The 14,599-nt window shown below is 60.4% G+C and carries 14 protein-coding genes and 1 pseudogene; 10 read left to right on the top strand and 5 right to left on the bottom strand.

Annotation, left to right across the window (positions count from 1 at the left end; translation table 11 throughout):
- Window positions 1-2: 2 nt before the first annotated feature.
- The 5 genes from HYN24_RS12450 to HYN24_RS12430 all read right to left on the bottom strand — a co-directional run bounded on the left by HYN24_RS12450 (window position 3) and on the right by HYN24_RS12430 (window position 7,628).
- Window positions 3-1,709 carry a GspE/PulE family protein gene (locus tag HYN24_RS12450; protein WP_117609546.1) on the bottom strand — a complete coding sequence of 569 codons (1,707 nt, stop codon included), beginning with the start codon at window positions 1,707-1,709 and terminating at the stop codon, window positions 3-5.
- A gap of 3 nt (window positions 1,710-1,712) precedes the next feature.
- Window positions 1,713-2,942 (bottom strand): tetratricopeptide repeat protein, encoded by a 1,230-nt coding sequence (locus HYN24_RS12445; protein WP_117609545.1) that lies wholly within the window; start codon window positions 2,940-2,942, stop codon window positions 1,713-1,715.
- 9 nt (window positions 2,943-2,951) lie between these two features.
- The gene (locus tag HYN24_RS12440; RefSeq protein WP_117609544.1) at window positions 2,952-4,739 is read right to left on the bottom strand and encodes a pilus (MSHA type) biogenesis protein MshL; all 1,788 of its coding nucleotides are present in this window, start codon (window positions 4,737-4,739) and stop codon (window positions 2,952-2,954) included.
- Between the two features lie 103 nt (window positions 4,740-4,842).
- Window positions 4,843-6,210, bottom strand: coding sequence for an AAA family ATPase (locus HYN24_RS12435; protein WP_117609543.1), 1,368 nt, complete (start codon window positions 6,208-6,210; stop codon window positions 4,843-4,845).
- Window positions 6,207-7,628, bottom strand: coding sequence for a sigma-54 dependent transcriptional regulator (locus HYN24_RS12430; protein WP_117610377.1), 1,422 nt, complete (start codon window positions 7,626-7,628; stop codon window positions 6,207-6,209). Before HYN24_RS12430 ends, HYN24_RS12435 begins: the two co-directional genes overlap by 4 nt.
- A gap of 106 nt (window positions 7,629-7,734) precedes the next feature.
- Between HYN24_RS12430 and HYN24_RS12425 the strand changes: the two genes are divergently transcribed.
- The 10 genes and pseudogenes from HYN24_RS12425 (at window position 7,735) to murA (ending at window position 14,404) form a co-directional block, all read left to right on the top strand.
- Complete coding sequence (locus HYN24_RS12425) at window positions 7,735-8,547, top strand: ABC transporter ATP-binding protein (RefSeq protein WP_117610376.1); 813 nt, start codon at window positions 7,735-7,737, stop codon at window positions 8,545-8,547.
- Window positions 8,540-9,331, top strand: a complete 792-nt coding sequence (gene mlaE, locus HYN24_RS12420; RefSeq protein ID WP_117609542.1) for a lipid asymmetry maintenance ABC transporter permease subunit MlaE — start codon at window positions 8,540-8,542, stop codon at window positions 9,329-9,331. Before HYN24_RS12425 ends, mlaE begins: the two co-directional genes overlap by 8 nt.
- On the top strand, window positions 9,331-9,801 hold the full coding sequence (gene mlaD / locus HYN24_RS12415; protein WP_117609541.1) for an outer membrane lipid asymmetry maintenance protein MlaD: 471 nt from the start codon (window positions 9,331-9,333) through the stop codon (window positions 9,799-9,801). The genes mlaE and mlaD overlap by 1 nt, the downstream gene beginning before the upstream one ends.
- Window positions 9,798-10,523: a VacJ family lipoprotein gene (locus HYN24_RS12410; protein WP_117609540.1), complete on the top strand. Its 726-nt coding sequence runs from the start codon at window positions 9,798-9,800 to the stop codon at window positions 10,521-10,523. The genes mlaD and HYN24_RS12410 overlap by 4 nt, the downstream gene beginning before the upstream one ends.
- Before the next feature lie 15 nt (window positions 10,524-10,538).
- The gene (locus tag HYN24_RS12405) at window positions 10,539-11,153 is read left to right on the top strand and encodes a phospholipid-binding protein MlaC (RefSeq protein WP_117609539.1); all 615 of its coding nucleotides are present in this window, start codon (window positions 10,539-10,541) and stop codon (window positions 11,151-11,153) included.
- Window positions 11,150-11,431, top strand: coding sequence for a lipid asymmetry maintenance protein MlaB (locus HYN24_RS12400; protein ID WP_117609538.1), 282 nt, complete (start codon window positions 11,150-11,152; stop codon window positions 11,429-11,431). The genes HYN24_RS12405 and HYN24_RS12400 overlap by 4 nt, the downstream gene beginning before the upstream one ends.
- Window positions 11,432-11,441: 10 nt before the next feature.
- A pseudogene (locus HYN24_RS12395) lies at window positions 11,442-12,128 on the top strand (ABC transporter ATP-binding protein); the annotation flags it as partial.
- A 29-nt stretch (window positions 12,129-12,157) separates the two neighbouring features.
- Window positions 12,158-12,910 carry an ABC transporter permease gene (locus HYN24_RS12390; protein ID WP_117609536.1) on the top strand — a complete coding sequence of 251 codons (753 nt, stop codon included), beginning with the start codon at window positions 12,158-12,160 and terminating at the stop codon, window positions 12,908-12,910.
- Between the two features lie 5 nt (window positions 12,911-12,915).
- Window positions 12,916-13,158: a BolA family protein gene (locus tag HYN24_RS12385; protein ID WP_117609535.1), complete on the top strand. Its 243-nt coding sequence runs from the start codon at window positions 12,916-12,918 to the stop codon at window positions 13,156-13,158.
- Window positions 13,151-14,404, top strand: coding sequence for a UDP-N-acetylglucosamine 1-carboxyvinyltransferase (gene murA / locus HYN24_RS12380; RefSeq protein WP_117609534.1), 1,254 nt, complete (start codon window positions 13,151-13,153; stop codon window positions 14,402-14,404). The genes HYN24_RS12385 and murA overlap by 8 nt, the downstream gene beginning before the upstream one ends.
- Window positions 14,405-14,599 lie beyond the last annotated feature (195 nt).

Below are 14,599 nucleotides of genomic sequence, written 5' to 3'. Positions count from 1 at the left end.
GCTTACATCCGGTCGGTCAGGTCGACGACGCGGGCCAGTTCTTCAAGCGACGTCGTACCGTTGAGGACGCGCTCCATGCCGTCGTCGGCCAGTGTCGTAAAGCCCTGGAACAGGGCGCGCGTGCGGATTTCGTGCGTGGTCGCGCGGCGGGCGATCAACTCGTCGATCCCGGCGTCGATGCGGAGAAGTTCCATGATGGCGACGCGGCCACGATAGCCCTGGAAATCGCAGCGTTCACAGCCGGTCGGCCGGAACAGGACCGGGTGCGGACCTTCGCTCAGCGGGCCAAGCAACCTGATTTCATGGGGTTCGGCGTGGTAGGGCGTCTTGCAGTGGTCACACAGGCGGCGGATCAGGCGCTGGGCGATGATGCCAATAATATTGCCGGCCATCACGTCGGGCAGGACGCCGATGTCGAGCAGGCGGGGGACGGCGCCGATCGCTGAATTGGTGTGCAGGGTGGTGTACACCTGATGGCCGGTCATCGCGGCGCGGAAGGCCATTTCGGCCGTTTCAGCATCGCGCACTTCGCCGACCAGGATGACGTCCGGATCCTGGCGCATCATCGAGCGGATGCCGTTGGCGAAGTCGAGTTTGGCAGTTTCCGAGACCGAGGTCTGGCGGACCATGGCCATCGGGTATTCGACCGGGTCCTCGAGGGTCATGATGTGGATACCCTCGGCGTTGATATGGTTGAGTACCGAGTAGAGCGTGGTTGTCTTGCCGCTGCCGGTCGGGCCGGTGACGAGAATGATGCCCTCGGGCCGGGCAATCATCAGTTTGAGCTGGTGCAGGTGTTCTTCGGCGAGGCCGAGGCTTTCCAGCGGGACGATGCCTTTTTGCCGGTCGAGAATGCGCAGGACGATGTTTTCGCCATGGATGGTCGGCTGACTGGCTACCCGGAAGTCGATGGGGCGGCCGGAGACCGTCAGGCTGATGCGGCCATCCTGCGGGGCACGCATTTCGGCGATATTCATCCCGGACAGCACCTTGATGCGCACCGTCATGGCCGGCCAGTAGGACTTATGCAGGGCGCGAATCTGGCGCAGCATGCCGTCGATGCGATAGCGGATGCGCAGGAAGTTGGCTTCCGGCTCGAAGTGGATGTCCGAGGCCTCGCGCTTGACGGCATCGGTAAGAATCGAGTCGATCAGGCGGACAACCGGCTGGCTGTATTCGTCGTCGGTGGCGGAGAGACTCTGCCAGTCGATTTCGCCGGTTTCGATTTCGTGCAGGATGCCATCGATCGACAACTCATGGCCGTAATACTGGTCGATGGCATGGTCGATCTCGGACTCGCCGGCGAGCAGCGTCTCGATTTCCGTGCCCTCTTCGAGCTGGCTGCGCACGCGGTCGAGGCCGACGATGTCGTTGATGTCGGAGATGGCCAGCGTCAGGCGCCGGTTCTGATAGTCGTAATCGAGCGGCAACAGGTGGTGGCGCTTGGCCAGTTCGTGCGGAACGAGCCTCAGGGCTTGCGGGTCGGCAACGGCGTGCGACAGGTCGATGCTCTGCTTGCCGAGGTTTTCGGAGAGCGCCTGGCGTAGCGTGGCTTCGGTGACGAAGCCCAGGGAAACCAGCAGTTTGCCGATCGGCTGGTTCTGCTTCATCTGCTCGAGCAGCGCGATGCGCAGCTGATCTTCCGACAGGATGCCTTCGGAGATGAGGATCTGGCCGAGTGGTCGGCGCTGGAGTGTCGAGGTGCTCATCGGCTAGGGCTGGCGCTCGCCTTGCAGTTCGCCCAGGCGCTTGTTCACACTGTCGCGGTCGAAACCAGCCGGGCGCTTGGTGGCAGCCTCTAGCGCAAGCCGGTAATGCTGAGCGGCGAGGCGAGCTTGTCGCAGATGGTCGAGGCTGACGGCGAGGTTGAACAGGTAGTCCGGATTGTCCCCATCACCGGCTACGGCGTTGAAATAGACCTGTTGCGCTTCGGCCCAGCGGCTCTGGCGGGAATACAGATTGCCGAGGGCGAAGTTGAGTGAGGCAGACTCTGGCTGGCTGGAAAGCAGTGACTTCAGGCGGCTTTCTGTCGTCAGCGGGTCGGCGTTCGCCGACGGGCTGTTGAGAACGGCGGCCTGGGTTGCCGGGTCACTCGGATTGGCGACCATTGCCCTCTGGCGCCAGCCTTCCGCCTCGGCCAGACGGCCCTGACGCTGGGCGATGGCGGCCAGGGCGAGCAGGGCATCGGTATTGTTCGGGTCGCGCCGCAGCGACTGCTCGAACTCATGGCGGGCGAGTTCGGTGTCGCCTTGTTGCAGGCTGGTGTAGCCCTGTGCCAGGTTGCGGTCAGCCTCGGGGCGGGTGCGCGTCAGACGAATCGGGAGATTTTCCGGCGCGTCGGCCGCCGCTTGTGGCGGACTCACCCGACGGCTCTCCGGACGGGGAAACAGGGGGGCGGTGCTGGCAATGCTGGCACTCGCCCGTTCGGGCGGCGGCAAAACGGCCGGCGGCTGGGCCGGGACGATTGCCGGTGCGACAGGCTGGGCGACGGGTGGGCGTACATTGGCCGACAACGAGCCCTGACCGATATTATTCATTTGATACCAGACATACGCCCCGATGCTGAGGCCGGCCAGGCCCAGTGTGCCCAAGGCTATCCAGAGCGGGCGTCGTGACGGTTCGGGGCTGGGCTGTTTTGCTGCAAAGGCGCTGCGCACGGTTTCCTGCGCCTCGGTCGGCCGGGCTTGCGGCGGGGCCGGCCGGGGTGGTGCTGCGGCGGGTCGTGATTCAGGGACGGTTGCCGATTGCGCCAGATCGGCGTCAACGGCGGCCAGATGCAGTGCCAGGTCGGGGAGTGGGTTGGCGGACCCTTTAGCCGGGTCGCTGGTAATCGGCTCGAGAATAAGATCGGCCGTCGTTGGCAACAGTCCCCCCTGGGCGTTGCGGGCTGACTCCTGCTTGGCGCTTTCCGCCCGTTTCAGGGCATCCATCAACAGGCTCATGGGCTGCCCTCAGCGGCTCGGAACGATGTTGAAAGGCTGCGCTTCATTCGGCTGGGCAAAAAATTTCTGGCCGGGCAGGTGGTCGCGCAAGGGCGCGAAGTCGCCGTCCAGGCTGGCATCCTTGATGACGACGGGGCGCAGGAAGATGACCAGTTCGGTCTTTTTGGCAATGTTGTTCCGGTTGTTGACCAGTTCTCCCGCCAGCGGAATTTGTCCGAGCAGCGGCACGCGCTGATTCTGATAGTCAATCTGGTCTTCCATCAGCCCGCCAAGAATGGCGATATTGCCACTGGCAACACGCATCACCGATTCGATCTCGCGAGTTCGGATGACCGGTACGAGATTGCTGATGTCATTCTTTTTGAGTTCGGGGTTGGGGTCGAGGACTTCGCGGGCAACCGAGGTTATCGTCGGGCGCACGTTGAGTGTCACCGCATCGCCATCACTGATTTGCGGTGTCACGCTGACCACGAGGCCGACCGAAACGGATTGCGGGGTCGTCGTGTAGGTCGTTGTCGTGCCCACGTTGGCGGTTGTCGTGGTGTCGGCTTTGACGCTGAAATAAACGTAGTTCTCAACGACCTTCAGTAGCGCCGTCTGATTGTTCATGACCGATACGCGCGGGCTGGAAAGAACCTTGGTGGTGCCAAAGGTGTCGAGCATGGTGATCAGTGAGTTTGGATTGCCACCTTTGGTGTAAGTCAGGTTGGCGGTGTTTTTGGTCAGTCCGTTACCGATAAAACTGAGGGTTCCGCCGCCGGCCAGTTGTGTCCAGTTGATACCTTGCTGATAGCCATTATTCAAGGTGACTTCGACAATGGTGGCTTCGATCAGTACCTGTTTGCCTGCCGAGTGGGTAACCCGGTCGACAAACTCCTGGATGCGATCATGCTGGCGTTGGGTGGCGCGCACGGTAATGACGCCACTTTCCGCATTCATGATGACCGATGCGGCTTCCCGAAACGTGTTGCGACGGACGACAGAGGTCCCTGTGGCCTGGCTGGTTGAACTTGGCGTGGGATTGGCTTGCAGGACATTGGCCACGGCCTGGGCGGCACGCCGGCCTGTGGCTTGCGGCAGGGCGCCGGTGCCTGTGGCGCTCTCGGCGCTGCTTTGTTCGACCAGGGGTTCACTCGATCCTTCAGGCAAAAGCTTGTCGGTTTCCCGCAGGATGTCCTTGATGTTCCGTTCCAGCGATTCCCAGAACTGATTGCGCGAGCTGTTTTCGATCCGGGTGTTGGAAATATTGCCGGCACCGCCGGCTGACGGATTTGCCCCACCGGCGCTTCCTGGTGTTCCGGTGGCGATCTGGGTGTTGGTCGACACGGTGCCAGTGACGTTGCGCGCCATGTTCACGTAATCGACCTTGTAATGCTTGAGAAACGGCGAGTCGGGCATGACCGCCAGGTTCGGGCCGTCGAGTTCGAAGCGCATGTCGACCTGCTTCGAAATGCGGGTCAGCAGCTGTGGCAGGGTCTGGTCAATGGCGTTGAGGGTGACCACGCCGGTAATGCCGGGGTGGATGTCGACATTGACCTTGGCGTCACGGGCCAGGGCGAAAAGCAGGTCGCGGACCGGGACGTTGTTGACTACGACGCTATAGGTTTCTGCCTTGCGGGCTGGGCTGGGCTGGGGCAGGGCAAGCGTTTGCTGAACCGGGGCCGGAATGTTCGCCGCCGGAGCTGGCGCCGAGCTTTCGGAGTTCAAATGCCCTTTGAGGGGTTCACGCGGGGCGGGCGCCGTGCAGGCGGCGAGCAGGACGGACACGAGGGTTGCGCTGATGAAACCGATGTTCATCGGGTTTGGCCTTGTCTGTGCAGAGTGGTGACGGATTGCATTGTAGCGTGGTGATGCTAGCACGTAATGCGTTTGGCAATGCTCATGGGGTGTTTCGGGCAGTTTAGCGGAGTTTGCTGACCTGTCTGGGGAATGGCTGTACGGCCTTGATCGATTCGGGCAGGCCGCGCATGGCCTCAACGGCTTCTTCCCGGCTGGCGAAGTCACCATAGATGACACCGACCCGGTCGCGCCCTGACAGGCTGGAGCGATAGACGCGAATTTGTGCCGGCTCGAGGGCGTTGGTTATGCGGGACAGGAAGCCTTCGATCTCGCCGGTCTGGGAGGCATCGGTGGCCAGTAGCTGAATGAAGTAGTGGCTGTTCGGGGCGTCGCCAATCCACTGGTCGTATTGGGCAAAGTGCTGGCGGGTCAGGGGGGCGAAGCGGATTTTGTCGGCCGGGGTTGCCGCTTCCGGCCGCAATGGTGCGGTTGACGGGCGGGGAGCAGGTTGGGCGGCTTGTGTATGCAGGCTTGGTGGCGGCACATTGCCAAGGGCTACTTCGAGCAGGGTGCGCGGCAGGGTTCCCAGCGTCATGGCGACGAGCAGGGCGGTAATGGCGGCACCGCTGGCCCCCCAAAGCAGTGGTGTGAAATTGCTGGCCGGTTTTGGATTGAGCGCGGAAAACCGGGCATCCTGCGCGGCGATCCTGATCTCGGTAACGCCCACTTGATGACGGCCGGTGGAATAGGCAGCCAGCAGGGCCTTGTCGGCGAGGATGTTGATGCGGCGTGACAGGCCTTCGGAGGCTTTGGCAATCATCGCCACCGCGTCGGCGGCGAATGGATTGGGGCCACGATAGCCGGCGGCGCGCAGGCGGAACTCGATGTAGGCACCAATATCGTCCTGTTTGAGCGGGGCCAGATTGAAATGCTGGGTAATGCGCTCGCGCAACTGGCGCATGTCGGTAGCGGCAAGGCGCTGGTCGAGTTCGGGCTGGGCAAAGAGGGCGATTTGCAGGAGTTTGGTCGCTTTCGATTCGAGATTCGAGAGCAGGCGGATTTCCTCAAGCGACTCTGCCGGCATGGCATGCGCCTCGTCGATCAGGAGGACGACGCGTTTGCCCTTGGCGTAACGTTCGATCAGTGCGTCCTGCAGGGCGCGGGTCAGCGAGTGGGTGGCCTTGCCATCGGTCGGGATACCCAGCTCATCAGCGATGGCGCCGAGAATTTCCTGGCGGGAGAGCGACGGATTGGCCAGGTAGAGGGTTTCGACGTGCTCGGGGAGACGCTCGAGCAACATTCGGCAGAGCATGGTCTTGCCACTGCCGACCTCGCCGGTGACCTTGACGATACCTTCGTCCTGGGTGATGGCGTAGATCAGGGCGTCGAGGGTGGGGCCACGGTTGGCACCGGTAAAGAAGAAGTCGGTGTGCGGCGTGATGCGAAACGGAGGCTCGCGCAGGCCGAAGTGTTCGAGATAAAGGCTCATCGGCGGGTCCAGATTTCCATGCGGTTGTAGAGTGTCGTGCGGTTGATGCCGAGGCGGCGGGCAGCTTCGCTCATGTTGCCGGCGCTCAGTTCGATGGCGGCTTCAATATAGCCGCGCTGCCAGAGTTCGAGCGTGGCGTCGAGATTGATTGGTGACGATCGCTCGAGATGCTGGCGGGCGGCCCGCTTGACCACATCGAGATCGTCGGCGATCAGACCGGCTGTACTGGTCGCCGGTTCGATGGTGTCGGGCTGGTCGAGCTCGTCGCGCAACTGGCTGGCGCTGACGGTTTGTCCCGGGTAGCGGGCGCTGAGACGGATGACGATATTGCGCAACTCGCGCACATTGCCCGGAAAGGCGTAGTCGAGCCACAGGGATTGGGCCGGCGCGGCGAGCTCGAAAGGTTCGGCCCGAACGCTGGCGGCATAGCCTTTGCGAAAGTGTTCGAGGAGCAGCAGGCGGTCAAGTCCGGTGTCGCGGAGCGGCGGCACGGCGACCGTAAAGACGGAAAGGCGATGAAACAGGTCGGCCCGGAAACGGCCAGCCTTGATTTCCTGGCGCAGGTCGCGATTGGTGGCCGCCACGATACGCGCCGTGGACACCCGGGTCTGCGTTTCGCCGACCCGCTGGTATTCACCGTTTTCGAGGACACGCAGCAGTTTGGGCTGCAAGTCGAGGGGAAGTTCACCGATTTCGTCGAGAAACAGGGTGCCGTGGTCGGCATCTTCGAAGTAACCGGATTTGGCGCTGGTGGCGCCGGTAAATGCCCCCTTGGCATAGCCGAACAGCGTCGGCTCAAGGAGGGTCGGCGAAATGGCCGCACAATTGAGGGCGAGGTAAGGCTGGTCGCGGCGCTCAGTCTGGCGATGCAGGTAGTGGCTGGCGACGATATCCTTGCCACTGCCTGATTCGCCCTCGATCAATACCGGATAGGGCAAATTGGCATACTGGCCCAGTTGCAGGCGCAGGCGTTGCATCGACAGGCTCTCGCCGATCAGGCCGCCGGCCCGGGTGTCTGGTGTCTCCTTGCCAAAGCGCTGGGCCTGGCCGAGGAGTTTGCTGAGGTGACTCGGGTCACAAGGCTTGGCGACAAAATCGATGGCCCCCAGGGTGCGGGCATGGCGGGCGTTGCTCTCGTCGCTCTGGCCTGAAAGGACAATGATCTTCATGTCCGGCGAGAGGGTCAGCAAGTCGGAAATCAGGGCAAAGCCCTCATCCGGCCGATGTGGGAGCGGCGGCAGGCCGAGGTCAACCAGCGCCAGCTGCGGTGCCTGTCTGAGCTGACGCAAGAGCGTCAGGGCATGGGCTCTAGCGTGGCTGGTGATGACGTCATACTCCTGCGCGAAGGCGAAACTGAGCGATTCGCTGACCAGCGAGTCGTCATCGACGATGAGCAGGAGAGGCCTGTTTGGTGGCAAGGGCGCAACTTCCAATATGAAATTTGTTTGATTATAGCCTCGTCGTTTCCCGGCGACGGTGGGGCTTTCTGCTAAAATCGACCGACTTTTTTCGAAGGAATACGCTTTGTCCGAAGACATCCTGGTTGATATCGAGGATCTTCAGTTTGCCTACGATGGCCAGCCGGTGCTGCAGGGAATCAATATGAAGATTCCGCGCGGCAAGGTGGTGGCGATCATGGGCGGTTCCGGTTGTGGCAAAACGACGCTGCTGCGCTGTATTGGCGGCCAGTTGCGGCCGACCGGCGGGCGCGTTCGTCTGGAAAAACATCAGGTCTGCGAAATGTCGGAGGCCGAGCTGTACGGTCTGCGTCGCCGGATGGGCATGCTGTTCCAGTTCGGTGCCCTGTTTACCGACATGAGTGTCTTCGAGAACGTGGCTTTTCCGATGCGCGAACATACCGACATGTCGGATGAAATGATTCGCGACCTGGTGCTCATGAAGCTTGAGGCAGTTGGTTTGCGCGGGGCGCACAAATTGATGCCGGGCGAGTTGTCGGGCGGCATGGCGCGGCGAGTTGCCCTGGCCCGGGCGCTGGCGCTCGACCCCATGCTGGTGATGTACGACGAGCCGTTTACCGGGCTCGACCCGATTGCACTCGGTGTCATCGGCCAGTTGATTCGCAAGTTGAATGATGCGCTGGGCGCAACATCGATCATGGTCACCCACGATATTCAGGAATCCCTGCTCATCGTCGACTACATCTATTTCATGAACGGCGGGCGGGTCGTGGCCGAGGGGACGCCGGACGAGATTCGGGCGTCGTCGGATCCTTTCGTCCACCAGTTCGTTCACGCCGCTCCAGATGGTCCGGTTCATTTCGATTACCCGGCACCGACGGTGCGGGAAACCTTCCTGGGCGGGGGGGCGCATGCCTGATCCGTTGGCTATCATTCGTCAACTCGGCCATTCGACGGTCGACCGCATCTGGCGGCTGGGTTTTGCGGCCCGTTTCTTCTGGGCTGTTCTGCTCCATTCGGGTTCGTCGTTTCGCCGTTTGCCGCTGACCTTGCGCGAAATCTACTTCAGCGGCGTGCTGTCGCTGCTCATTATCATGGTGTCCGGTCTCTTCGTCGGGTTGGTCCTCGGTCTGCAGGGCTATGAAATCCTGCAGCGTTTTGGCTCGACCGAGGCGCTGGGGTCGCTCGTTGCCCTGTCATTGACCCGTGAATTGGGGCCGGTGCTGGCCGCCATTTTCTTTGCCTCACGCGCCGGTTCGTCGGTGACGGCCGAGATTGGCCTGATGAAGGCGACCGAGCAACTGAAGGCGATGGATATGATGGCGATCAACCCGATTGCCCGGGTTGTTGCGCCGCGTTTCTGGGGCGGGGTGATCTCGATGCCCTTGCTGGCTGCCATATTTTCCGCCATGGGCGTCATCGGCGGCTGGTTGATCGGCGTTGTCGTCATCGGTGTCGATGACGGCTCCTATTGGTCGCAGATGCAGTCCAGCGTCGATTTCCGGTACGACATATGGAATGGCGTGGTCAAGAGTTTCGTCTTCGGGATTGCCGTTTCCCTGATTGCCGTTTTTGAAGGTTATGACTCGGTGCCTACTGCCGAGGGTGTGTCGCGCGCCATTACGCGAACCGTGGTGACTTCAGTGCTGACGGTGCTCGCGCTGGATTTCGTTTTAACCTCGTTCATGTTCCGGGGAGCCTGATGAATCGTACTGTTCTCGACCTGTGGGTCGGTTTTTTCGTGGCAATCGGCCTGGCTGCCTTGCTTTTTCTTTCGCTCAAAGTGGGGAATCTTTCCACCTCACATTTGTCAGAATCATACGTTTTGAAGGCTAAATTTGATAATATCGGAGGCCTTAAGGTGCGTGGTCCGGTCAAAAGTGCCGGGGTGGTGGTTGGGCGAATCGTCGATATCCAGTTCGATGCGGCAGCCTACGAGGCGGTGGTCAGCATGACCATTGACGGGCGTTACCATTTTCCCAAGGACACCTTTGCCTCGATCAATACGGCAGGCCTTCTCGGTGAGCAGTACATCGGTTTCGAAGCCGGTGGCGATGAAAAGATGTTGGCGGCCGGTGATACGATTGCCAAGACGCAATCGGCAATCGTTCTCGAAAAATTGATCAGCCAGTTTCTATTTAGCAAGGCAGCAGACGGACAGGACAAGAAATGACCGACAATCTTTGTGCATCCGGCGGGCGTTGGGCGCGCCACGTGGTCCTGGGCGGGCTTCTCGCCGCGTTCACCTGCGGCGGTGCGCTGGCCGACCAGAATCCCCGGGATCCTTACGAAGGCTTCAATCGCGCCATGTTTGCGACCAACGAGGTCATCGACAAATTTGCCGCCAAGCCGGTCGCCCAGGTCTACGACAATGCGATTCCCCTGCCGGTCAAGGCCAGTGTCGGCAATTTCTTTGGTAATGCCGGTGATCTCTGGGTTGGCGTCAATAGTGCGCTGCAGGGCAAGTTTGCTGATGCCGGCATTGATCTGGGGCGCCTCGTGGTTAATTCGACGATAGGTATTTTCGGTCTTTTCGATGTCGCCAGCGAACTTGGGCTGGAGCGTCATGATGAAGATTTTGGCCAGACCCTGGCGGTCTGGGGCGTTGATGGCGGTGCATATCTGTACTGGCCGTTGCTTGGCGCGCGCAATGTGCGCGATACGGTAGGTTTTGCGGTCGGCGCCTACATCGATCCGGTCAGCTATGTGCGTCCGGTGTCGGTCCGCAACAGCATGGCTGCATTACGTTTTGTCGATATCCGCGCCAGTTTGCTGCCGTCTGACAAGGTGGTCGAGGAAGCAGCCCTGGATAAATATGCGTATATTCGTGATGCATATCTGCAGCGCCGCCGCAACCAGGTGTTTGATGGCCGCCCGCCGCGGCTTGATGATTGATTACTTGCTAGAGAGATGATGAAAAAGCTATTCGCCTTGTTGTTTGCCAGCTTTGTGGTCAGCGCCGCCGTTGCCCAGGAGGCCCCGGATGCATTGGTTCAGCGCGTTACCGACGATGTGCTGGAGATTATTCGCAAGGACAAAGATATTCAGAATGGTGATACCCACAAGGTTATTGAACTGGTCGACAAGAAAGTACTACCCAATTTCAATTTCACGCATATGACGGCGCTGGCCCTGGGCAAGGAGTGGCGCAAGGCCACCCCGCAGCAGCAGCAGCAAGTGACGGCAGAGTTCAAGACCTTGCTGGTCCGCACCTACGCCAATGCACTGACCGGGTACAAGAACCAGAAGGTTGTGTACAAGCCTTTCAAGATGGCCCCGACCGACACCGATGTGCTGGTCAGGACCGAGGTTCAGCAACCGGGCAACAAGCCGGTTCAGCTTGATTACAGCCTGGAAAAACTCGACTCGGGCTGGAAGGTCTATGACGTGGTGGTGGCCGGTATCAGCCTGGTCAGCAACTACCGCGACCAGTTTGGTCAGGAAGTCCGTAATGGTGGCATCGATGGCCTAGTCGCCTCGATTGCAGCCAAGAACAAGTCTCTGGAAACCGGCCAGAAGAAATGATTGAACTTCAAACCGGGCACCTTGTTGTCAAGGTGCCGATGGTCATCGCTAATGCGCGCGGCCTGCTTGAAGCAGGCCGTTCTGCTTTGCAGGCTGGGGAGCAGATCTTTGATTTTTCCCAGGTCAGTGAAGCCGACTCTTCGGCCCTTGCCGTCATGCTCGGCTGGCTGCGCGCCGCTGGTCTTGCCCGGTCAACCGTGAGGTTTGCCCATACACCGGCCGGCGTGCTTGCCCTGGCCGAGCTGTATGGCATTACCGACCTGCTGCCGCTCGTCTGAGCGGGCTTCAATGATTCCGGCTGTTTCCATCGTTGACGTCGTCAAGCATTTCGGTTCGGTGCAAGCGCTGGCGGGTGTGTCACTGGATATTCAGTCCGGTGAGTTTTTCGGTCTGCTTGGCCCCAACGGTGCCGGAAAAACGACACTGATTTCCTCGCTGGCCGGCTTGGTCCGGCCGGATTCCGGAACCATCAAGGTGATGGGCAATGACGTCATCAGCGACTTTCGCGAGGCGCGTCGTCGACTTGGCGTTGTTCCCCAGGAACTGGTTTTCGACCCGTTTTTCAATGTCCGTGAAACCCTGCGCATCCAGTCGGGCTATTTCGGCATTCGCAAGAATGATGACTGGATCGACGAAATCCTCGAAAACCTCGATCTGACCAGCAAGGCCAACGTCAATATGCGTCGTCTTTCGGGGGGCATGAAGCGGCGGGTGCTGGTCGCTCAGGCGCTGGTGCACAGGCCGCCGGTGATCGTCCTTGACGAGCCGACGGCCGGGGTGGACGTTGAACTGCGGCAGGGTCTGTGGCAGTTCATCCGTCGTCTGAATGGCGAAGGCCATACGATCATTCTGACCACCCATTACCTTGAAGAGGCCGAGGCCCTGTGTAATCGTATTGCGCTCATGAAACAGGGGCGGGTGATTGCGCTCGACACCACGGCCAATCTTATGGCGGCGCATCCGGGCGATTCGCTGGAGCAGGTTTTCGTGCGGACCATGCAGCAATGATCGGCTTTCTCACCCTTTTTGAAAAAGAGTTCCTGCGTTTCTGGAAAGTCAGCTTTCAGACAGTCGCCGCGCCGGTTCTGACGGCGCTGCTCTACCTGCTCATTTTCGGCCATGTCCTCGACGAACACGTGCAGGTTCACGGCGTACGCTACATCAGTTTCCTGGTCCCGGGGCTGGTCATGATGCAGGTGCTGCAGAACGCATTCGCCAACTCATCGTCGAGCCTGATCCAGGCCAAGATCACCGGCTCCATCGTCTTTGTGTTGCTGCCGCCGATTCCCTACAGCGTATTTTTTGCCGCTTATGTCCTGGCTGCCGTCGTGCGCGGATTGCTGGTTGGCGTCGGGGTGCTTCTCGCGACCCTCTGGTTTGCTGAGCTCAAGGTCGTTGCGCCGTGGTGGATACTCGCTTTTACCATGTTTGGTGGTGGGCTCTTCGCGGCGCTCGGTATCGTCGCCGGCATATGGTCCGAAAAGTTTGACCAGCTGGCCGCTTTCCAGAATTTTCTGATCATGCCGCTGACCATGTTGTCCGGTGTTTTCTATTCGATTTACTCACTTCCTGCGTTCTGGCAGGGGCTGTCGCATTACAATCCCGTCTTTTACATGATCGATGGCTTCCGTTATGGCTTTTTTGGTGTCTCCGATGTGGCGCCCGAAATCAGCCTGGCGATCGTCGTTGCCTGCTTCGCTGCCGTGTCCCTGTTGACCCTGCACCTCCTGAAGCGGGGCTGGAAGCTGAGAGGCTGAACCCGATGCACCCCGAACAAATCAAGCAACTGATCCTCGCCGGTATGGCCTGCGAATACCTCGAACTGGATGGCGACGGCCAGCATTTTCAGGCGACCGTGGTGAGCAATGAGTTCGCTGGCAAGAACCGCGTGCAGCGTCAGCAGCGCGTCTATCAAACCCTGAAGGAAAAGCTGGCAACCGGGGAGTTGCATGCCCTTTCCTTCAAAACATTGACCCCGGAAGAATGGAGTACGCAGCGTGGATAAGTTATTGATTGAAGGGGGGCGAACCCTTTCTGGCGAAGTCGCCATGTCGGGTGCCAAGAACGCTGCGCTACCGATTCTCTGCGCTTCGCTGCTGACCGCTGATCCGTTGCATCTGACCAATGTGCCGCACCTCAACGACATCTCGACGATGCTCCGTTTGCTCGGCGACATGGGCGTCGGCGTGACGATGGATGGCATTGACGGCATGGTGCTTGACGGTGGTGGTCTGAACAACGCCGTGGCCTCGTACGAAATGGTCAAGACCATGCGTGCCTCGATTCTCGTGCTTGGCCCGCTGGTTGCGCGCTGCGGTGAGGCGCGTGTCTCGCTGCCCGGCGGCTGTGCCATTGGGGCGCGCCCGGTCGATCAACACATCAAGGGCCTGCAGGCGATGGGGGCAGAGGTCACCGTTGAGCAGGGCTATGTCCATGCCAAGGCGAGCCGACTGAAGGGCGCCCGCATCTGTACCGACATGGTCACCGTGACCGGCACCGAAAACCTCATGATGGCCGCCTGTCTGGCCGACGGCGAAACAATTATCGAAAACGCGGCGCGCGAGCCGGAAGTGGTTGATCTGGCCAATTGCCTGATCAGCATGGGGGCGCGAATTTCCGGTGCAGGCACTGACATCATCCGTATCCAGGGTGTGGACAAGCTGCACGGTGCAACGCATGCCATCATGCCGGACCGTATTGAAACCGGGACTTACCTGTGCGCCGCCGCGGCGACGGGTGGCGATATCCGTTTGCTCAAGACCTCCGCCGCCTATCTCGATAGCGTGGTCGACAAGTTGATGGATGCCGGTTGCGACATTACCGTCGAGCGCGATGCCATTCGTCTCGTCGCACCCAAGCGCCTCAAGGCAGTGAGCCTCCGTACCGCACCTTACCCCGCCTTTCCGACCGATATGCAGGCGCAGTTCATGGCCATCAACTGCATTGCTGATGGAGTGGCGACGATCCGCGAAACCATTTTCGAAAACCGGTTCATGCATGTGAACGAGTTGATGCGCCTCGGGGCCAATATCCAGATCGAAGGCAACAACGCCATCGTTCGTGGCGTCGACAAACTCGAGGGCGCCACCGTCATGGCCACCGACCTGCGCGCCTCGGCTTCGTTGGTTATCGCCGGCCTCGTCGCGCAGGGAGAAACGTTGATCGACCGCATCTACCATCTGGATCGTGGCTACGAACGCATTGAGGAAAAGCTCGCCAAGCTCGGCGCTTCGGTCCGCCGGGTGCGCTAAGGCCGGGCCGGGGGCGGGCGTTGCGGCGCCCGTTCTTGCATTTTTCTGCGCCCGGTAGAAGAAAATTGTAAAAAATGCTTGGCGTATTCACATTGGTGGCCCATACTCCGAGCCTCGGGATTTCCAGGCAGTGTTTTGTTCCTGCGCCGTACCACGGTTTGTCAGCTCTCCTCGGTCTTGGTTCTCGTGTTTTTG

Source organism: Dechloromonas sp. HYN0024, assembly GCF_003441615.1.
Taxonomy (GTDB): Bacteria; Pseudomonadota; Gammaproteobacteria; order Burkholderiales; family Rhodocyclaceae; genus Azonexus.
The sequence above is the reverse complement of the archived record's forward strand: the minus strand, read 5'-3'. Positions and strand labels throughout refer to the sequence as shown.